21 protein-coding genes are annotated in these 19,524 nt (G+C 36.3%); 1 reads left to right on the top strand and 20 read right to left on the bottom strand.

The window, feature by feature from the left end; genetic code table 11:
- Positions 1-94 precede the first annotated feature (94 nt).
- The 14 genes from aspB to MKX37_RS07650 all read right to left on the bottom strand — a co-directional run bounded on the left by aspB (position 95) and on the right by MKX37_RS07650 (position 13,145).
- Positions 95-1,282 (bottom strand): aspartate transaminase AspB, encoded by a 1,188-nt coding sequence (gene aspB / locus MKX37_RS07715; protein ID WP_078421993.1) that lies wholly within the window; start codon positions 1,280-1,282, stop codon positions 95-97.
- 18 nt (positions 1,283-1,300) lie between these two features.
- Positions 1,301-1,804 carry a cell wall elongation regulator TseB-like domain-containing protein gene (locus MKX37_RS07710; protein ID WP_002086588.1) on the bottom strand — a complete coding sequence of 168 codons (504 nt, stop codon included), beginning with the start codon at positions 1,802-1,804 and terminating at the stop codon, positions 1,301-1,303.
- 7 nt (positions 1,805-1,811) lie between these two features.
- Positions 1,812-1,982, bottom strand: a complete 171-nt coding sequence (locus tag MKX37_RS07705; protein WP_002086589.1) for a YpmA family protein — start codon at positions 1,980-1,982, stop codon at positions 1,812-1,814.
- A gap of 250 nt (positions 1,983-2,232) precedes the next feature.
- Positions 2,233-5,037, bottom strand: coding sequence for an ATP-dependent DNA helicase DinG (gene dinG / locus MKX37_RS07700; RefSeq protein WP_078421992.1), 2,805 nt, complete (start codon positions 5,035-5,037; stop codon positions 2,233-2,235).
- Between the two features lie 130 nt (positions 5,038-5,167).
- On the bottom strand, positions 5,168-5,551 hold the full coding sequence (panD, locus tag MKX37_RS07695; RefSeq protein WP_000490176.1) for an aspartate 1-decarboxylase: 384 nt from the start codon (positions 5,549-5,551) through the stop codon (positions 5,168-5,170).
- A gap of 12 nt (positions 5,552-5,563) precedes the next feature.
- Complete coding sequence (gene panC / locus MKX37_RS07690) at positions 5,564-6,412, bottom strand: pantoate--beta-alanine ligase (protein ID WP_002126472.1); 849 nt, start codon at positions 6,410-6,412, stop codon at positions 5,564-5,566.
- The gene (gene panB, locus MKX37_RS07685) at positions 6,412-7,248 is read right to left on the bottom strand and encodes a 3-methyl-2-oxobutanoate hydroxymethyltransferase (protein WP_002126469.1); all 837 of its coding nucleotides are present in this window, start codon (positions 7,246-7,248) and stop codon (positions 6,412-6,414) included. The genes panC and panB overlap by 1 nt, the downstream gene beginning before the upstream one ends.
- A gap of 342 nt (positions 7,249-7,590) precedes the next feature.
- Entirely contained in the window at positions 7,591-8,571 is a 981-nt protein-coding gene (locus MKX37_RS07680) for a biotin--[acetyl-CoA-carboxylase] ligase (RefSeq protein WP_002086594.1), read from the bottom strand.
- Positions 8,556-9,749, bottom strand: coding sequence for a CCA tRNA nucleotidyltransferase (locus MKX37_RS07675; protein WP_078206313.1), 1,194 nt, complete (start codon positions 9,747-9,749; stop codon positions 8,556-8,558). Before MKX37_RS07675 ends, MKX37_RS07680 begins: the two co-directional genes overlap by 16 nt.
- Complete coding sequence (gene bshA, locus MKX37_RS07670) at positions 9,736-10,881, bottom strand: N-acetyl-alpha-D-glucosaminyl L-malate synthase BshA (protein WP_078421991.1); 1,146 nt, start codon at positions 10,879-10,881, stop codon at positions 9,736-9,738. Before bshA ends, MKX37_RS07675 begins: the two co-directional genes overlap by 14 nt.
- On the bottom strand, positions 10,878-11,582 hold the full coding sequence (gene bshB1 / locus MKX37_RS07665) for a bacillithiol biosynthesis deacetylase BshB1 (protein WP_078421990.1): 705 nt from the start codon (positions 11,580-11,582) through the stop codon (positions 10,878-10,880). The genes bshA and bshB1 overlap by 4 nt, the downstream gene beginning before the upstream one ends.
- Positions 11,583-11,593: 11 nt before the next feature.
- Positions 11,594-11,989 (bottom strand): methylglyoxal synthase, encoded by a 396-nt coding sequence (gene mgsA / locus MKX37_RS07660; protein WP_078421989.1) that lies wholly within the window; start codon positions 11,987-11,989, stop codon positions 11,594-11,596.
- Between the two features lie 14 nt (positions 11,990-12,003).
- Complete coding sequence (dapB, locus tag MKX37_RS07655; protein WP_002126457.1) at positions 12,004-12,804, bottom strand: dihydrodipicolinate reductase; 801 nt, start codon at positions 12,802-12,804, stop codon at positions 12,004-12,006.
- Entirely contained in the window at positions 12,801-13,145 is a 345-nt protein-coding gene (locus tag MKX37_RS07650) for a nucleotide pyrophosphohydrolase (protein ID WP_002011846.1), read from the bottom strand. The genes dapB and MKX37_RS07650 overlap by 4 nt, the downstream gene beginning before the upstream one ends.
- A gap of 391 nt (positions 13,146-13,536) precedes the next feature.
- Between MKX37_RS07650 and MKX37_RS07645 the strand changes: the two genes are divergently transcribed.
- Positions 13,537-14,418: a YitT family protein gene (locus tag MKX37_RS07645; RefSeq protein WP_002126452.1), complete on the top strand. Its 882-nt coding sequence runs from the start codon at positions 13,537-13,539 to the stop codon at positions 14,416-14,418.
- A 28-nt stretch (positions 14,419-14,446) separates the two neighbouring features.
- Here the strand turns inward: MKX37_RS07645 and MKX37_RS07640 are convergent, their stop codons facing one another.
- From MKX37_RS07640 to qcrC, 6 genes are all read right to left on the bottom strand, one after another.
- Positions 14,447-15,097 carry a uracil-DNA glycosylase gene (locus MKX37_RS07640; protein WP_002011844.1) on the bottom strand — a complete coding sequence of 217 codons (651 nt, stop codon included), beginning with the start codon at positions 15,095-15,097 and terminating at the stop codon, positions 14,447-14,449.
- A gap of 133 nt (positions 15,098-15,230) precedes the next feature.
- Positions 15,231-15,911: a zinc metallopeptidase gene (locus MKX37_RS07635; RefSeq protein ID WP_002086606.1), complete on the bottom strand. Its 681-nt coding sequence runs from the start codon at positions 15,909-15,911 to the stop codon at positions 15,231-15,233.
- 105 nt (positions 15,912-16,016) lie between these two features.
- Entirely contained in the window at positions 16,017-16,802 is a 786-nt protein-coding gene (gene ypjB, locus MKX37_RS07630) for a sporulation protein YpjB (protein WP_002126445.1), read from the bottom strand.
- Between the two features lie 107 nt (positions 16,803-16,909).
- Positions 16,910-17,596: a lipoprotein intramolecular transacylase Lit gene (lit, locus tag MKX37_RS07625; protein WP_002064533.1), complete on the bottom strand. Its 687-nt coding sequence runs from the start codon at positions 17,594-17,596 to the stop codon at positions 16,910-16,912.
- A gap of 25 nt (positions 17,597-17,621) precedes the next feature.
- Complete coding sequence (locus MKX37_RS07620) at positions 17,622-18,212, bottom strand: DUF1405 domain-containing protein (RefSeq protein ID WP_002126441.1); 591 nt, start codon at positions 18,210-18,212, stop codon at positions 17,622-17,624.
- 512 nt (positions 18,213-18,724) lie between these two features.
- The gene (gene qcrC, locus MKX37_RS07615; RefSeq protein WP_002011836.1) at positions 18,725-19,492 is read right to left on the bottom strand and encodes a menaquinol-cytochrome c reductase cytochrome b/c subunit; all 768 of its coding nucleotides are present in this window, start codon (positions 19,490-19,492) and stop codon (positions 18,725-18,727) included.
- Positions 19,493-19,524 lie beyond the last annotated feature (32 nt).

Below are 19,524 nucleotides of genomic sequence, written 5' to 3'. Positions count from 1 at the left end.
CACACCTTTAGCCATTTCTTTTTGCCACAATTCGTCAAAAAAACCTCCCTATATATAGGGAGGTTTTTTGCCATTTACTACAAGAAACAGACGATTAAGCCTGTACTTTACTTTTCATGAACGTATGAATTCGTTCTAATGCTTTCTCAACTTGCTCAAGAGATGTCGCATACGATAATCGAACGTTATTTGGTGCACCAAATCCTGTACCTGGAACAAGAGCCACCTTTTCTTCTTCTAATAATGCTTTTGCCCACTCATCAACTGTATCATACCCAGCTAACGCTACGGCTTCTTTTACATTTGGGAATAAGTAAAAAGCACCTTGTGGCTTAATGCAAGTGAAACCAGGAATTTGAATTAATTTATCATAAATAATGTTCAATCTTTCTTCAAACGCTTGACGCATTGTTTCTACAGGTTCTTGTGAGCCTGCATACGCAGCAATTGCACCGTATTGAGCAATTGAAGTAGGGTTTGACGTACTATGACTCGCTAAGTTCGTCATCGCTTTAATAAGCTGCTTATTTCCTGCTGCATATCCAATACGCCAACCTGTCATAGAATGTGATTTAGATACACCATTAATAATAAGTGTTTGTTCTTTTAATACATTAGAAAGCTGGGCAATTGAAGTATATTCCGCGTCACCATAAATTAATTTTTCATAAATCTCATCTGAAACGATTAAGATATCATGCTCTAAACATACTTCTCCAAGCTGTTGTAATTCTTCTTTGCTGTAAATCATCCCTGTTGGATTGCTCGGTGAATTAATAATAACAGCTTTCGTTTTCTCTGTAATTGCCTCACGCAGCTGCTTTGCTGTAATTTTGTACTCATTGCCTTCTAGACCTTCTACATAAACTGGCTTACCACCAGCAAGCTTTACTTGCTCAGGATAACTTACCCAATAAGGAGTTGGGATGATAACTTCATCTCCTTCATCAAGTAACACTTGGAATAATGTATATAATGCATGCTTGGCACCATTACATACAATAATTTCAGATGGATCATACGCAATTCCTTGATCACGAGTAAACTTCTTCACAATTTCTTGTTTTAACGCTTGTAATCCACCTGTTGGTGTATATTTCGTATGTCCTTCTAACATCGCTTTATGCGCAGCATCCATAATATGTTTTGGCGTATTAAAGTCAGGTTCTCCTGCTCCTAATCCAATTACATCATGACCTTCTGCTTTTAATGCTTGTGCCTTTGCTGTAATTTCTAAAGTTGCAGATGGTGTTAAAGCAGCTACTCGCTTTGCTAATCTCATTTGTAGTTCCCCCTACATCTATTTTTCAATGCTGTAGTGTCCAGCATAAACCCCATTTTGAAACTCTAAATAGTAATACGTATAACGATCTTCCTGATCAATATATGTAATTTCCCACAATGGAATATCGTTTTGAGCACCTAATTTTACTTTTATAATTTCTTTTGGTTTCGGCTTCGGCTCAGCACCTTCTCCTGTAGCTTGTTCAGCCAATTTTTGCAAAGCTTCTTTTTTAGAAATACCTTCGCTCTTTTTCTTCACAAGGACATTTCCTTTTTTATCAGGCACCCAAACGATAAGTTGTTCTCCTTTTTCATCTGTACCTTGTACGACTGTATATGAAGATTTTCCATTATAATAATCAACAGTATTTACCTTTGTAAGCTTTGCCTTTTCTTTCGCAATTTCTACAGACTTTGACTCTTTTGGAATTTTCTTTTCCATCGCTTTATTATAAACATATGCCCCATATATTCCGCTAGCAACGATAACGATAATGATTGTAAAGATCCACTTTTTCATTGTATCACTACGTTCTGTAAATCGTAAATACAGCTGTTTCTTTATCTTTTTCGTCTAATGCTAATCCGAACATGAGGTCCTGCTCTTTTAACGTACGATTCAAACCATCAACAATTTTATACAAGTCAGACGAATATTTAATACGCGTCGTTGATAGGACTTCGATTTTCTTATCCATGAAAAAACTCCTCCGTTACACAAAAATTTCTAATTATAGAAGAACGCAATGCGGTTACAATAAGAGTACATTCTTTACAACCCCTGCTTCATCACCCATCTATTATAGCAGGACATGTACAGCAAAAAAAGGTTTCAAATCGAAAAGCAATATATTTTGTATACAAGAAGTAAGAAAAATAAAATTCCTCCTACCCACATTTTTTACGCCTGAAGTTTAAATGTACTTCAGGCGTATTTTTCTTCCAATTTTATTCATTTGACGATTCTTCTAACTGTACTAATAATTCTTCTAACGGTCCTTCATAGAGCGGTACAGTTGGGATTGATTGTAAAAATCGTTTTCCATAGGAAGAACTTGTCAAACGACGATCTAATACAAATACAGTTCCCGTATCTGTATTTGTTCTAATAAGACGACCAAACCCTTGTTTGAAACGCAAGATTGCTTGTGGGAGCGCCAACTTATCAAATACGTCTTCTCCTTGATTTTTTAACCACTCTCCTTTTGCTTCCATCATCGGCTGATGAGGAGGGGTAAAAGGCAGACGGACAATGACAAGACAACTCAGAGCATCTCCAGGTATATCTATCCCTTCCCAAAAACTACTTGTTCCTAACAAAATCGATTTGTCGAACTCCTGGAATTTTCGGATTAGACGACTTCGGCTCTTATTATTCACACTTTGCGTTAATAATAAATATCCTTCTAATGTCTCATCATTTTTCAAATTCGTATACGCTTCTTTCAACATTTCATACGAAGTGAATAAAACGAGCATTCTACCTTTTGTAGCTTTCGCTATTTTCGCAATATGTGCCGATATAGACTCAATATATTCTTCATTACTTGCTTTCTTAATAAAAGGTACATCCGTTGAAACCATTAATTTCATTTGCTCTTCAAAACGGAATGGTGATGGAACCTTTAATGTATTGGGAGCAAAATCATGTAAACCTAGCTCCTCTTTTATATAGTCGAATGAATCATTAACTGTTAACGTTGCTGATGTGAAAATAACACTCTTTTTCTGGGTTAAAAATTCATCAGCAAATCTTTCACCAATATGAACAGGCTGCGCATATAGAACTGTTGAATGAATCGTTCCCTTCGTTTCAGTCTCCATCCATGTCACGTATGAATTTTTTTCTAAAATGAGTAATTGTAAAGATTGTGCCATCTTTCTCAACAACTCAATTAAATGCATATATTCACCTGTAACGACATGCATCTCCCATTCTAATTTACTTTGCAATATTTCAGCTTGCTTCTCAAGTGTAGTCAATAACTTTCTTACATCATACACAAATCGATTTGTTAACTCGGTAATGCTATCCCATAACTTACCTTTCTCTACTTCCGTGTTATATCGATAAATGAGTGGCATATTGCTCATCCCTTGTTCCTGCTTTGTTTGTTTAAATACGAAAGTCCGTAACATTTGAAATAGTTCATCCGCATCAAATTTCAATTCCTTCAAACTATGACTCACCATACGGAAAGTCGAACGCGATGCTTGCTCTGATTTTTTCATCATTTTATATACTTTAGAAAGTACATCATCTGTTTCTAGCGTACCAAGACGAGATAAAGCTAATTGAAAATACATGCATGAGAACTGTTCACCTAATGTTCTACTCGCCGCTTCCTCGATATGATGAGCTTCATCAAAAATAATATGTTCACATGAAGCAAATAGTGGTTCTTCACTTGAAAAATCTTGAAATAATAACGCATGATTTGTAATAACGATATCTGCAAATAATGCTTTATTCTTTGCTCTTTGATAAAAACAACGACTATACCAGTTGCTTTGCATCCCGCCTGGACTATGTACATCACTACAAATACGGTTCCAAAGTAACTTGCCGCCCTCAGGAATATTTAATTCATCACGATCGCCAGTTTCCGTTTGCAATAACCACACTAAAATTTTTGCCTTTGTGAGCGCCATATCATAATTTTTCTCTTCCTCTTGCAAAGCATATTCAAATTTGTGTAGACAAAGGTAATGCTTTCTTCCTTTCAGAAGAGCTGCTTCAAATGAAAATGGCATTATTTTCTTTAATAAAGGAATTTCTTTTTCTAGTATTTGTTGTTGCAATTGTACAGTTTGTGTACTTATAATGACAGGCTCTTCTTTTTTCTTTGCGAAATAAATACTTGGAAGTAAATATGCAAGCGTCTTCCCCGTACCTGTTCCTGCTTCAATCAGTGAAAACCTAGAATCTCTTAGCGCTGTATATATTTCCTTCATCATAATTTGTTGGCTTTCTCTTTTTTCAAACTTTGGCATATTCAATTCAAGTTTATCGATTGTCTTATGTAAGAAAGCATCAAATTTAGATGAGTATGTTTCACTGAGGCTTAAAGAATAATTCCGCTTTCGAAGCGCAATATTTCGATACACCTCACACTCCTCTGCCTCTTCTTTACCATGCATCATTTTCTTTAAAATATTTTCAGAAAGTACATCAGCTATATCACTTTGGAAAACATCACTTAATTCATAAAGCGATTGTAATGTGACAAGTGGTAACTTTTCAATTTCACTTAAAAATTGTAAAAACAACTCCGCTGTTGCAAGAGCATCACTATCCGCACGATGTGGTTGATCGTGCTCTAGTTCATGCTGCTTAGCTAAATCACGTAATTTATAACTATCAGCTGTTGGCAAAAGAATTTGCGCCAATTCAACTGTATCAATTTTAGGACAATGTACTTCTGTATATCCAGCCTGCCTTAATTCTTCATTTAAAAAATTCCAATCAAAGTGAACGTTATGTGCAACAAAAGCCGCACCTTGTAATAGCTCAACAATCATCGGGGCTACATCTCGAAATAACGGGGCTTGTTTTACAAGATTTTCATCAATCCCAGTTAATTCTGTAATAAATAGGGGAATCTCTCTCTTCGGATTAATAAAAGATGAAAAAATCTCTAATATCTCTCCATCTTCCACTACAACAGCTGCAATTTGGGTGATTTTATCCTTCCCATCCTTCCAGGAGTTCCCTGTCGTCTCTAAATCAACAACGACATAACGCTTACTCATATATGTAACACCTCAATTTCTTACCTATCAAACACAAAAATTATATAATGTTACTATACCACGTTTTACCTCATCTTAATGAAAAGATGCACAAAAAAGCTATCTCCTTAATTAGAGATAGCCTTCCTACTTATAATATCGTGCCAGCTTTTTCAGCACCTAACATTTCAATAATTTGATTATCATCGTCTAATACTGCAATTTTCGGCTCTTGTTTATGAATATTTTCTTCTGCCACTAAACCATAGCAAATAATAATAACTTTATCACCCGGTTGTACAAGCCTTGCAGCTGCACCATTTAAACACACAACACCGCTACCGCGCTCTCCTTTAATAACATATGTCTCTAAGCGAGCTCCATTGTTGTTATTTACAATTTGTACTTTTTCATTTTCTACAATATTTACCGCATCCATTAAATCTTCATCAATTGTAATACTACCTACATAATTTAAATTTGCTTCTGTTACAGTTGCACGATGTAACTTCGCTCTCATCATTGTGCGAAACATAGATGCTCCCCCTTATTTCCCCATTAATGTTATATTGTCAATTAATCGTACATTTTCAAACTTAACCGCAATCGCTAAAATGATTCTTCCTTCAATTTTATTTATTGCTTTTAATGAAGGATATGCATATAAATCAGCATAATCTACAGTGCCTTTCGTATACTTCTCAATATGCTCTTTCACAAGATTCATAATGATTTCCGGATTACGTTCGCCTGCCTCAATTCGTTCTTTCGCTATACATAGACTGCCGTATAAATGAGGAGCCTCTTCACGTTCTTCTAGTGATAAATACACATTACGAGAACTTTTCGCTAATCCATCTTCTTCCCTTACAATATCAACTGGTACGATCGTAACGGGAATATTAAAATCAGTTACGAATCCTTCAATTACAGCTACTTGCTGTGCATCTTTCATACCGAAATAAGCACGCGTTGGCAATGTAATATTAAATAGTTTCATTAGTACAGTCGCAACACCAGCGAAATGACCAGGTCTTTGTTTGCCACATAATACGTCGGTACGCTTCACAACTTCTACTGTTGTCGTTTGTTCTGCTGGATACATCTCTTCTACACTCGGATAAAATAAATAATCAACACCATTTTCTTTTGCTACATTTTCATCTCTATCAATATCACGTGGGTATCGATCTAAATCTTCATTTGGTCCAAATTGTAGTGGATTTACAAATACACTTAAAACTACAATTTCATTTTCTTCCCTTGCCTTACGTAGTAACGTAGCATGCCCTTCGTGTAAATACCCCATCGTTGGAACAAAACCGATACTTTTTCCACTTGTACGAAGTTCGTTTGTAATTTGCTGCATCTCTTGCACTGTAGTTATGATTTTCATTATTGTTTTCCTCCGTATAACGCTAAGCACTCTTCCTCTTTCATTGTGAATGAATGTTTTTCTTCAGGAAATTGCCCTGTCTTTACTTCAGTAACGTATTGCGAAATCCCTCGCACAATCTCCTCTTGAACAGACGTATATTGCTTCACAAATTTCGGAACACGATTTACGCCGTACGAGATAAGATCGTGGTATACAAGAACTTGCCCATCTACTTTTTGTCCTGCTCCAATTCCGATTGTAGGAATTGTTAACTGCTCTGAAATAATTTCTGCTAATTGCATTGGCACACATTCTAGCACAAGTGCTATCGCACCAGCTTCCTCACATTTCTTTGCATCTTCTATTAATTTTTTTGCACTTTCAGCATCTTTCCCTTGTACTTTATACCCACCTAGCACTCCTACAGATTGAGGAGTTAAACCTAAATGCGCCACAACGGGAATTCCCGCATTCGTTAAGTAGTGAATAGTTGATATAACTTCTCCAGCACCTTCTACCTTTAATGCATGTGCCCCGCTCTCTTGAACAATGCGACGTGCATTAATCATCGTATCTTGCGATGAGACATGATAAGACATAAATGGCATATCAGTTACAATAAACGTCTCTTTCGCTCCGCGGCGTACAGCTTTCGTATGATGAATCATATCCTCTACTGTTACTGGAACTGTTGAATCATACCCAAGTACAACCATTCCTAGAGAATCACCCACTAAAATCATATCGACTTTAGCTTCTTCTGCTAATTTAGCAGATGGATAATCATACGCCGTTAGCATTGTAATCGGCTCACCTTGCTCTTTCATTTTCAAAAAATCTGTTTTTGTTTTCAAAAACTACTCCTCCTTTATGCAGGAGAGAGGAGATGGCCGAAATCATATAAAAAACCCCTCTGGCCATAAAAGGGCAGAAGGGTTGTGTGTTAGTCGGCATTATTCATCCCTCTGTCCCAGTCCGTTATTGGATCAAGGCAGAATCCAAATTATTATTTTTTCATACTGCGTAAAATAATGGTGCAGTTCGCTTTGATACTGCCCATATTCGAAATAATTATAGCAAACTCTGAAAAGGAATTGCTACATTTTTTCGAAAAAATAATTTTTTATCCCTATTATGGTATGTGAAATTTATTAGTATCTAAATGACAAAAAGAAGCTCCAAAATAGGAACTTCTTTTACTTAATTTCTATATCAGCAGAATGAATGTGGTGCACTTGTCCTTGATGATCCTCAAGTAACAATACACCATCCTCCGTAATTCCTTTTGCTAGCCCATTAATAGTTTCCTTCATCGTTCGAGCTGTAATTTCTTTTCCGATACTTACTGCGTAACTTTCCCAAAGAATTTTAATAACAGAGAAGCCATTTTTTAAATACTCTTCATACAATTTCTCTAGTTGCAAGAAAATTTGTTGCATAAGTTCCGCACGAACAATCGGCTTACCCGATTCAATTGCTAATGAAGTTGCAATTTGCTGAATTTCCTCATCAAAATGTTCTTGTTTCTGATTTGCATTAATGCCAATTCCCATAATAACAGCATTAATTTTATCTGGATCAGCTTGCATCTCCGTTAATATACCGACAGCTTTTTTACCTTGAATTAAAATATCATTCGGCCATTTAATCCCTACGTTTACACCGGTACATTTTTCAATTGCTTGCGCTACGCTAACAGCTGCTAATAAAGTAAGCTGTGGTGCATGATGAACTGGAATCGAGGGACGCAAAATAATACTCATCCAAATTCCTGTTCCTTTTGGGGAATACCATTTTCTACTTAAACGTCCTCTACCTGCTGTTTGTTCTTCAGCAACGACAATTGTTCCCTCTTCTGCGCCTTCATAAGCAAGTCTCGCTGCAATATGCTGAGTAGACTCAACCGATTCTTCAAAATAAACCGTTCTACCGATACGCTCTGTTTGTAATCCTAATTGAATCTCATTCGCAGTTACTTTATCTGGTTTACTAGCAATTCGGTACCCTAAGCGGCGTACAGCTTCTAGTTCATACCCTTCATTACGAAGGTCCTCCATATGCTTCCATACAGCGGTTCTCGAACAACCAAGTTTGTCACTAAGTATTTGACCAGATACAAATGCACCATCTGCTTCAGAAAAAACTTGTAATAACTGCTTTCTTATAGTAGATTGCATCTTTGTAGCCACTCCCTTATATCCTCTTTCTTATTAACTAAATCTCCTTGTACGATTGCTTCTTCAATATTTTGAAGCATTTCGGCAACCCACGGACCTGGCTTTTTATCTGTCCAGCTTAATAAATCATTACCAGTCACATTCATTTCTGGACGATTTTTTATCGGCAATGCATGAAATAATGATTGTACTTGCTTAACAGACGCACTATTATAACTTTCTATTATCGCTTCATATACTCTTTCCGCCATCTCAGCGATGCGAATCCCAGTTTTATAAAGAAGGATTGTATCCCACTCCTTCTCCCTTCTAGAACGAATTGCTAATAAAACCGCTACGATATCTTTAATCTTTTTATTCGAGAACTTCCATTGACGCAAAAAGACAGATGGATGCTCTTCTCCGATACAATATAAGAAAAATGCCCACGCCTCAACGTCTGTTTCGAAAGAATCCCATTTATACTGCGTAGCTTTCAAGAGTCTTTCTTCTGACATTTGCAAATATGGCAGATGAGAAAATAGCTTAGTTTCTACTAACTCTTGAAGACCATTCACACAATATGTACCGGTCAACAATTTTTCAAATTCAACTGTAATTCTTTCAATCGCTATATGTTCGAGCAAATGCCCATACGTTTCAATTGCTTGTTTCGTCTTTATTTCCAAAGAGAAACCTAACGTACTTACGAACCGAATACCACGCATCATTCGCAGTGCATCTTCTTGAAAACGGTCTGCAGCATCTCCAACCGTTGTAATTTCCTTCAGACGAATCGCTTCTTTCCCAGCAAATAAATCAACCATTTCGCCTTCCTCTGTCATTGCAATTGCATTCATCGTGAAATCACGTCGTTTTAAATCCTCTTCTAATGAACGGACAAATTGAACACTACTAGGTCTTCGAAAATCTTCATATTCGCTTTCTGTTCGAAAAGTAGTTACCTCATACGGTTCACCATTTTCTACAACAATTACAGTTCCATGCTCAAGACCAACCGGAACATGTCTTGGGAAAATAGCCATTACTTCTTCTGGTAAAGCAGATGTTGCGATATCGATATCTCCAATCGGTCTATCGATAATAAGATCGCGTACACTTCCACCAACGAAGTAAGCCTCATGTCCGTGCTGTTTTAACATCTCAATAATTGAACTAGCTTTTTTAAATCTTTCCATTCTTGTCATCCCTTAGTATGTCATAATAAATCGCCTCATACTGTGAAACGATTTTTTCCGAACGAAACTGCTCATATACAGATTTCATCGCTCGCTCTCCCATATTACGGTGAAGTTCTTCATTTTCTAGTAGCTGAATTGCTTGCTTAGCTATTCCGTCTGTATCTCCAACTTCACATATATATCCTGTTTCACCATGTTGAATGACCTCTGGAATGCCCCCAACCCTCGTTCCGATACTAGGCACACCACACGCCATCGCTTCTAATATAACAAGACCAAAACTTTCCTTTTCTGATAAAAGTAGCATTAAATCACTCATCGCAAGAAGCTCTGCAACATTATCTTGCTTTCCTAGGAATAAGACACGTTCCTCAATATGTAAACTTTTCACCAATTGTAAAATAGTACAGAACTCTGGTCCATCACCAACAAGAAGCAATTTCGCATCTACTTCCTTTACAATTTTGGCAAATGACTGCACAACATCCTGTACACGCTTAACCTTTCGGAAATTTGAAATATGAATCAACACTTTTTCATTTTCTCGTATACCATATTCTTTTTTTAATTGAGACATATCACGTTTGAAATAAACACGTTCATCTACAAAATTGTATACCGTCTCAATTTCTTTATCTGGTTTTACAAGTTCATTTGTTTCTTCAATTAACGAATGTGACACAGCTGTAACAACATCAGATTGTTCAATACCAAAGCGAATTAAATTATTTAACGAAGGGTCGGAACCTAACACAGTAATATCCGTTCCATGTAAGGTCGTAACAATTTTAATACGCTCCCCAATCATTTGTTTTGCTAAATATGCACAAATAGCATGCGGGATTGCATAATGCACATGTAAAATATCAAGGTTTTCTCTATGAGCAACCTCTGCCATTTTACTCGCTAATGCTAAATCGTAAGGTGGATATTGAAAAACAGAATATTGATTTACTGTTACTTCGTGAAAATAAATGTTCGGGTACACTTTATTCAACCGAAATGGTACACCCGATGTAATAAAATGAATTTCATGCCCGCGTTCCGCCAATTGCTTTCCTAACTCTGTCCCAACAACCCCAGAACCACCTACAGAAGGATAACATGTAATACCTATTTTCAATTTCATTTACATCCCCCTATTAAATCAGCATGTAATAAAACCGGTTTCTTACTCATAAATCCTTCGGCATACAGCACTCCAACTTCTTTCCCAAACATCTTCTCCCGAGCGATTACAGTTTCAACGTATCCTTCGGTTAATGGCGTCTTAACACCAGCACTCCCTGTTGAAAACTGACTTTCATACGCTTCTAACGCTTCCACCTTTTTAGAAAGGTATTCACTAATATCTATACAAAAATTCGGTTTATGAAAACCATTAATCATATAATTATAAAACGACTCTACACGGTGCGGCGGAAGTTCAGGCATATATTTACGAATTCCCGCTGAAAAGATAGCTTCTTCCACAAGTTTCGCGCAATTAGCATGGTCTGGATGACGATCTTCGTAATATGGTGCGAAAATTAGTGTTGGTTTATATGTACGAATAATCTTTACAATTTCACGTATATATTCTTCTTTCATATACAAACCACGGTCTGGCATTGCTAAATTAATTCTCGTTTTTACTCCCATAATACGAGCTGCAGCCTTTGCTTCTTCTTTTCTTAGTTCTACCGTTCCATTTGAAGAAAGATCAGCTTCTGTTAAATCGCAAATGCCTACTTCATATCCTTGCTTCGTATACTTTGCAATGGTACCTGCCATGCCGATTTCAACATCATCGGCATGAGCACCAAACGCTAATATATGTAATCCACTCATAATTGTTCCCCTCATTTTCTTAACTTTCGGTAATCTAAATCTCCCCGCTCTAATGCATGCATTAGCATTTCAGCACTTGCCATATTTGTTGCTAATGGGATGGCGTATACATCACATAAACGAAGTAACGCATTAACATCTGGTTCATGCGGCTGGGCTGTTAGTGGATCCCGGAAAAAAATCACCATATCCATCTCATTTTTTGCAATCATTGCACCAATTTCTTGATCTCCACCAAGAGGACCGGATTGATATCTTGTTACAACTAAACCAGTTGCCTCCATAATACGAATTCCTGTCGTTCCTGTTGCAAAAAGTTCATGTTTTTCAAAAATTGGTTTATATGCGTATGCGAACGAAACCATATCATCTTTCTTTTTGTCATGTGCGATTAAGGCAATTTTCATCCGTTGTCTCCCCTTTAGTCGATAATATTTTCTAAACCGTACACAAGATGATCAAGGTTCATTACTGTTTCAATTGATAGTTTTACACCTGACATAAATGATGCACGGTTGAATGAATCATGGCGAACTGTTAACATTTGTCCATCTCCGCCGAACATTACTTCTTGGTGTGCAATAAGCCCTGGTAGACGTACGCTATGAATGTGAATACCGTCTACATTTGCACCACGTGCCCCTTCTAATTGTTCCGTTTCATTAGGGTGCCCTTGCTCTTTTGGTACACGATTTTGACGGATTAATTCTACTGTTTTTACAGCTGTACCAGATGGTGCGTCTAATTTTTGATCATGGTGTAATTCAATTACTTCAACATCTTGGAAGTACTTCGCTGCCATTTGAGAGAACTTCATCATAAGTACTGCACCAATCGCAAAATTTGGAGCGATAATTGTTCCTACTTCTTTTTCTTTTGCATTTTCTGTTAATTGCTTTAGTTCTTCTTCAGTAAATCCAGTTGTACCAATAACTGATCGAAGTCCACGTTCAACTGCAAGTGTCACATGTTTCTTTCCAATTTCTGGTGTTGTTAAATCTAACAATACATCTGCTTCTACTTCATCTAAACAAGTATGTAAATCCGCGTAAATAGGTGCATCTAGCGCTGGCATTCCCGGTAAATCAGAAATTTTTTCTCCGCCATGCTTATAATCAATTGCTGCTACTAAATTGAAATGCGCTGTTCTTTCCATAAGAAGGACTGCTTCATATCCCATGCGTCCTCGTGGTCCAGCGATAATTACTTTAATTTCTTTCATGCGTCTTTCTCTCCCTCATCAATACGTGTCCAACGATCTTTATCACGTGTATTAAATTTATTCATTACAATGTTATGCGCTGTTTCTAAATCAATATTTAAACTATTTGCCATACAAATCATAACAAATAAAACATCTCCAAGCTCTTCCTCAACACTTCGTTCTTTCTCAGTCGTTTTCTTTGGTTTCTCACCATAATAATGATTAACCTCTCTTGCAAGCTCTCCCATTTCTTCAGTTAAACGAGCCATCATTGCAAGCGGACTAAAATAACCTTCTTTAAATTGACCGATATATGCATCTACTTCTTTCTGCATATCTTTCATCGTTTTTGCTTCCATACTAGTCACCTCTTATTCCTTCCTCTTTCATGTTAGCCAATTCATCGCGATTTGACAAATATTATTCCCTCATATCACTATTTACGACTCTTTTTAGGATAGACTATAATAAAGTGAAACTTCTTTTGCGTGATTTTTGCAAAAGATCAGCCTGAACCAATCGGGTCCCTGCGGCTGGTTCGACCTTTTCTTCTTCGCTTTTCCCTCTACCAGCCGTTGGGACGGGATAAAGTGAAACTTTCTTTTGCATTTTTTCCGCACAATATCAGGCTGAACTAATTAAGCTCTTATACCATTCTCTATTTTTACTATCAACTAGAAATAACTTATTATTATGTTCTATCGTTTAAGAGGAGCAATGCAATCATTACATAATTAGGGGGATTTCTAAATGACATCAAATTTGAAGATTCGAAATATCATTTTTATTTTAATCGGTTCCGCTATTTTTTCTTTCGGTATTGTGAATATCAATATTGAAAATCATCTTGCAGAGGGTGGATTTACCGGCATTACGCTATTATTATATTTTAAATTTTCACTTGATCCTTCCTATACAAACTTAATTTTAAACGTCCCTCTATTTTTCATTGGCTGGAAATTACTCGGCCGAACAACATTTTTATACACATTAATCGGTACATTTAGCGTCTCTTTATTCCTTTGGGTGTTTCAGCGCTACGAGGTTCTCAACTTACATTTAAACTTGCAAAATGATATGACACTGGCTGCTTTATTCGCTGGGGCATTTATCGGCATAGGACTTGGAATTATATTCAAATACGGCGGGACTACTGGCGGTGTTGATATTATCGCAAGGCTAGCTCACAAATATGTTGGCTGGAGTATGGGAAAAACGATGTTTATGTTTGATGCGGTCGTTATCATTATCTCTATTCTTACATATTTATCATATCGCGAGGGCATGTATACGTTAGTTGCTGTTTTTATCGGGGCTAAGGTTATTGATTTCATGCAAGAAGGTGCTTATGCAGCAAAAGGAGCAACTATTATTTCTGATAAAAACGATGAAATTGCTTCAAAAATTTTATCAGAAATGGAGCGCGGAGCAACCTTTTTAAAAGCAGTTGGATCCTATACAAAAATAGAACGTAATGTACTATATTGTGTTGTTGCTAAAAATGAAATCGTAAAATTAAAAAATATCATTATTTCAGTAGATCCACATGCCTTTGTCGCTGTAAGTGATGTACACGATGTTGTTGGTGAAGGATTTACATTAGATGAAAATAAAAATCCGTTACATAATTAAATTCAGCTAGAAAAGCTCTGTAGCTTTTCTAGTTTTTTATTATAAATCTTTTAAGTTTCTCCAAATCCTCATAAATAAGCTCCAACAAACTCCGATTATAGAAAATAGAAGCTGGATGAAAGGTCGGAAAAATATGATATTCTTTTTCTGACCAAATAAATTCTGTACTGCTGCTATCTTTCAATCGCTGCACAGGTTGCTTTAACAATTCTCCATGAACATCCGTAATTTTATTATTTTTACCAACTAAACGCTGTAATGCAATATTACCAAGTGTGACAATAACCGGCTGCTGTATAAATTCCAGTTCATAATCTAGCAAAGGTGCATGGGCAAGTATCTCACCTTGATTCGGTGTTCTATTGTACTTCTTCTGTATTATTTCGCCATTTCGTTCCCTTTTCTCTCTCCATTTATAAGGTCTACTCCGGACCGCACTCGTAATATATACTTCTTCCCTTGTAACGTGAATACGTTCTAAAAATTCCATTAAATGTTTTCCCGCTCTCCCACTAAATGGAATCCCATTATGAATTTCTGTTTCACCAGGTGCTTCTCCAACAAGCATTAATTTCGGGTTTTTAGGGCCCTGTCCACTTAAAAAACCTTCTAATTGGTATGTAGCACTACGCTCCTTCACTTGTTTAACTAAATAATATGGATATTCTATGTCCGTCACCTTCTTTCATCATTCCATACTTATCTTTATTTTAACTAGTTCTATACCCCATATTCTCTCTATTATTTCCATTTGTAACATATTATAAGATTCAATCCACAAAACAAAAAAAGACTATCAAAATTGATAGTCTTTAATCGTCGCTACGCTGCATACCAGTATAAATTAATACGAGACGTAATAATTCAAATACTGCTACAGCAGCTGCTGCTACATATGTTAATGCTGCCGCATTTAATACTTTACGAGCTTGACCGTACTCATCTGTTGATACGATACCAAGTGCTTCAATTTGTTGCATTGCGCGTTTTGATGCATCAAACTCAACTGGTAATGTAACAAGTTGGAAAATAACACCTGCTGCCATTAAAATAATTCCTAGTAACAACAAACCAGACATTTGTGCAAATACACCAATTAGGACAAAAACCCATGACATGTTTGAACCAAAATTAGCAACTGGCACTAACGAATGGCGTACACGCATAAAGTTATAATCTTTCGCATCTTGAATTGCGTGTCCTACTTCATGTGCTGCTACAGCTGTACCAGCAACTGAATGACCATAATAGTTATCTGTCGATAATCTAACCGTCTTTACACGCGGGTCATAATGATCTGACAAATGACCTGGCGTTTCTTCTACGGCTACATTGTACAATCCATTTTCATCTAAAATTTTTCGAGCCACTTCCGCTCCTGTCATACCTGATGTTGAATAAACTTGTGAATACTTGCTATAGGCACTACGTACTTTTGACTGTGCATACAACGGTATGATCAAAATGATCGCGAAGTAAATTAAATAAAACATCATAAACCTCCATTGAAGTTTTAATTATAGTACTTCTCATTCTATTTTTTTCTTCCACCGTTGTCAATAAATAAACCTTACAATCCGTATCTTTATTTATGCGTATTATTTATCTTTAGAATGCAAGTTGCTTCTCCGCTTCTCTCTCTCCCCTTTATACTTTCTCCATCCAACATACGTTAAAGTGAACAAAATAAGTCCTCCAGTAATTGTCATAAACCAAATGAGAGAGGGAGCAATCTCATCTTTTTTTACTGTATGAAATATTTTTTGCAAATCACCTTTAATAATCCCTAGTTGCATTTGTCCACCTTTCGTTTTTAACATAACGTTACGAAATTCATCCAAATAAGATAAATGTGCATTTACACGCTGCGCTTCGTTTTCTGGCAGAGCAATCATTAAACTAGGATAAATAATATTAAATTCATTTAAAAATGTATTTAGCGTCTGTTGGAACTGTCCATCATCGTCTTTTTCCATCGCCTTTTCTACTTGAGAAAAAGCATTCATTATCTTTCTTTCTCTTTCCATCCAAAGTGGCTGATATTTAGATACTTGTGCATCAACAGCAAGTTGTAACGCTAACATATTATCCACTTTAACTTGCCTATCTGAATCTTCCGCGAGAGATTGTTTCGCCTTATCGTATGCTAAAGAAACGACTCTAATTTGTCCCGGAGTTACTTTTGAATTATTTTCATTCTCCTTTGATAGAAATTGCTCTGAGAAATGGTACAGTACTTGTATTGCCTTTTCATCTTCTTTTTTCTTCACTAACTGCAAAGAGTCATCTAGCAATCCAGTTAGTTCACTCCACTCTTCAGCATATATACGTACTGGAAACATTATAATTAGAAATGCTATCAGTCCAATTAATGTTCTCTTCATCCCGGTCCCCCCTATAACTACTAGTACAAAATATGTGGAATTGGACAAGAATAGAACAGAACAAAACCAAAAAATATATTATCTCTATGAAAACAAAAAAATTCTCTTTAAACAGAGAATTTTTTCTTTGAAACCCTTTTCTTTTTCACTAAATATTTATACACACCGTAACAAAGCATACTACCACCTAAAATCAATAATAAAATAATACATGCAGCATGCATAAAGAATTCTTCCGGTAACATTAAAATAACCGGATCTGTTTCAATATCAAACATCCAATAATCATTGCTAAATAAAAGCTTATGAAATAATACGAAACTCTTTTCAAAATTAATAGCAATTGGTAACGTAAGAGCTATTGGAAAAATAATTGTAAGAATCGCTCCGTGAAGTAAAAACTTTTCTTTTTTCTTTTTTAATAAATACGCTCCTCCTAATACAGCAATTACAATCGTTCCATACATTATATATTGAATCTTTACTAAAATATTTTTAACATCTACAAAATGAATGCGTCCATTTGTGGACATATCTAATGTCGGCAATTGTAATGCACCTTCATAAAACGGCGATAAATATGTAATAAGCACATCATAGTTTCTCTTAATTTCATCTTTCGTCATATCCGCTAAATCTGGAATATTTAAAAAATCAATTTCAAAATAATACAACCATTTTCCATATACAACTACCGTTGTCGCGAGAGCGAAAACAGAAAATGCTATGCTATAGGAAACTACTAAAGTGATCAATCGATCCAATATGTTTATACCGCTCTTATTTTTCTTCATTTTCTCCCCCTAAATGTCCTCACCATCATAAAGAAAACTGTTTTCGGTTCTCACGTAAGCAATAATAATATGTAATACACAGTACAGCAATACTTAACCAAAACGTAAAATAACCAATTTTCTCTACAAATAAATGCATAATCCCATATCTCGGCATTTGCCAAAATAAATAATCAATTGCATCATTATGTAATGTCCATATGCCAACTACAGTGAAGTGCCATTTTTTTATCCGATAAAACGGAGCATATAACATTCCCTGCACTGCCATCGCAAAATGAGATAACATTAACATATATCCCATAAGGCCAATAGGGCCTTTTACATAAATCATAATTGCATTTACAACAACAGCCCAAACACCATATTTTATTAAAGTAACTATCGCTAGCGCTTCTATTAACCCCCAGTTCTTCTTCATCAAAAAAGCAATTAAAACAAAGACAAAAAAGAGAGTCGCCATAGGGCTATCTGGTACAAACGGCCAAAATATAGGTGAGGTTTCTTTTAATTGATTTCCATACCATATGAATCCGTAAATTGTACCTAATATGTTAACAACCAATAAAAATAATAGTACCGAACGTTGCCTTAACATTGCATACAAGTAAGCCAATCTGTATGTCCAACACCTTTCAAACAAAGTAATTCTTTCATCGAACTCTACTCTATTATATAGCAAACTTTCCGTCATCGTAGAGTAGAAAACTGAAACAGATTAAATTTTCTTTAGAGATGGCTTTGCTATCCCTTTTCTGTTTCAGCTTCCCCTCATCAAACCGTACGTGAGGTTTTCCCTCATACGGCTTTCCGATGCTCTTCCTTCTTTAGCTTTCAGTTTGTTCTAGCTTCCTACTTTCACGAGTGTGTATGTTATTTTCTTCATCAAGTCCTTGATACGACCATGTTTCTTTCGAACATTTCTTTTCTTATTCCAGAAAAGGTTAAGCCGTTCTAAGACGTACCAATCTATTTTACCGAGCCACTTCTGTCCAATTGAAGATAGGCTATAATAATTTTTGAATCCTTGTAGAATTCTATTTAAACCTTTCACCATCAAACAGTGCCCAGCTTAGCTGGGTACGCAAAATAAAAAGCTGACCACAGATTTTGTAGTCAGCTTTTCTATTATTTTTTATTATACTTTGCAACGAATTCCGAAAGCTTTTTCAGTTCCTCATCTGTACCTTTAAATACACCTTTAGGCATTGAACCTTTTCCATCTTTCGCAATTTTAGCGATTTCTTCTGGTTTTAAAGTTAAGTTTTGCAAAGCCGGTGCTGCCGCTCCGCCCTGTAAATTGTCACCATGACATGTTAAACAAGTATTTTTTTGCATCAACTTGTAGCCGTCATCATTTTTATCAACTGGTGCTGTTTTTACAATTGCTCCTTGTTTTTTTGCAGCTTCCCAATCGTGGTGTGCTACAGATTCCCAAGTTAAAAAAATAATCGATGCAATTGCTAAAAGCATAAACCCCGTTGCTACAGGACGCTTCAATGGTGCTCTTTCTGGGCCTCGATCTAGAAACGGAGCTAATAGTAACGCTCCAAACGCAATCCCCGGCATAATAAACGCACCAATTACAGTAAATGAGCCTGAAGCATACGAATACTTTAATAACTGATACAAGAATAAGAAATACCAATCTGGAAGTGGTATATATCCTGCATCTGTAGGATCCGCCATTCTCTCAAGCGGTGACGGATGCGCCACTGTTAAACATAAATAACCGACTAAAAAAACTGCACCAACCATCCATTCTTTTAACAAGAAATTCGGCCAAAACGCTTCTGTTTTCCCTGGATATTCAGAATAATCTTTTGGAATATTTGGTTTCCGGGCTACTGGTACCCGAGAATCTCCTACAAACTTCATCCCTTTGCCGCGATGCATAATCTCCCTCCTTTTGTTCTTTCCCCTTTAAT

This window comes from Bacillus sp. FSL R5-0709 (genome assembly GCF_038004785.1).
GTDB classification, from domain to species: Bacteria; Bacillota; Bacilli; order Bacillales; family Bacillaceae_G; genus Bacillus_A; species Bacillus_A mycoides.
Note: the sequence above shows the minus strand (reverse complement) of the source record. Positions and strands in the feature narration are given on the sequence as shown.

Coding starts and splice junctions, on each gene's coding strand:
- aspB (WP_078421993.1), bottom strand. CDS start 1,282: ATGAGATTAGCAAAGCGAGTAGCTGCTTTAACACCATCTGCAACTTTA.
- MKX37_RS07710 (WP_002086588.1), bottom strand. CDS start 1,804: ATGAAAAAGTGGATCTTTACAATCATTATCGTTATCGTTGCTAGCGGA.
- MKX37_RS07705 (WP_002086589.1), bottom strand. CDS start 1,982: ATGGATAAGAAAATCGAAGTCCTATCAACGACGCGTATTAAATATTCG.
- dinG (WP_078421992.1), bottom strand. CDS start 5,037: ATGAGTAAGCGTTATGTCGTTGTTGATTTAGAGACGACAGGGAACTCC.
- panD (WP_000490176.1), bottom strand. CDS start 5,551: ATGTTTCGCACAATGATGAGAGCGAAGTTACATCGTGCAACTGTAACA.
- panC (WP_002126472.1), bottom strand. CDS start 6,412: ATGAAAATCATAACTACAGTGCAAGAGATGCAGCAAATTACAAACGAA.
- MKX37_RS07680 (WP_002086594.1), bottom strand. CDS start 8,571: ATGCAATCTACTATAAGAAAGCAGTTATTACAAGTTTTTTCTGAAGCA.
- MKX37_RS07675 (WP_078206313.1), bottom strand. CDS start 9,749: ATGGAAAGATTTAAAAAAGCTAGTTCAATTATTGAGATGTTAAAACAG.
- bshA (WP_078421991.1), bottom strand. CDS start 10,881: ATGAAATTGAAAATAGGTATTACATGTTATCCTTCTGTAGGTGGTTCT.
- bshB1 (WP_078421990.1), bottom strand. CDS start 11,582: ATGAGTGGATTACATATATTAGCGTTTGGTGCTCATGCCGATGATGTT.
- mgsA (WP_078421989.1), bottom strand. CDS start 11,989: ATGAAAATTGCCTTAATCGCACATGACAAAAAGAAAGATGATATGGTT.
- dapB (WP_002126457.1), bottom strand. CDS start 12,804: ATGAAAGAAATTAAAGTAATTATCGCTGGACCACGAGGACGCATGGGA.
- MKX37_RS07650 (WP_002011846.1), bottom strand. CDS start 13,145: ATGGAAGCAAAAACGATGAAAGATATGCAGAAAGAAGTAGATGCATAT.
- MKX37_RS07645 (WP_002126452.1), top strand. CDS start 13,537: ATGACATCAAATTTGAAGATTCGAAATATCATTTTTATTTTAATCGGT.
- MKX37_RS07635 (WP_002086606.1), bottom strand. CDS start 15,911: ATGTTTTATTTAATTTACTTCGCGATCATTTTGATCATACCGTTGTAT.
- ypjB (WP_002126445.1), bottom strand. CDS start 16,802: ATGAAGAGAACATTAATTGGACTGATAGCATTTCTAATTATAATGTTT.
- lit (WP_002064533.1), bottom strand. CDS start 17,596: ATGAAGAAAAATAAGAGCGGTATAAACATATTGGATCGATTGATCACT.
- qcrC (WP_002011836.1), bottom strand. CDS start 19,492: ATGCATCGCGGCAAAGGGATGAAGTTTGTAGGAGATTCTCGGGTACCA.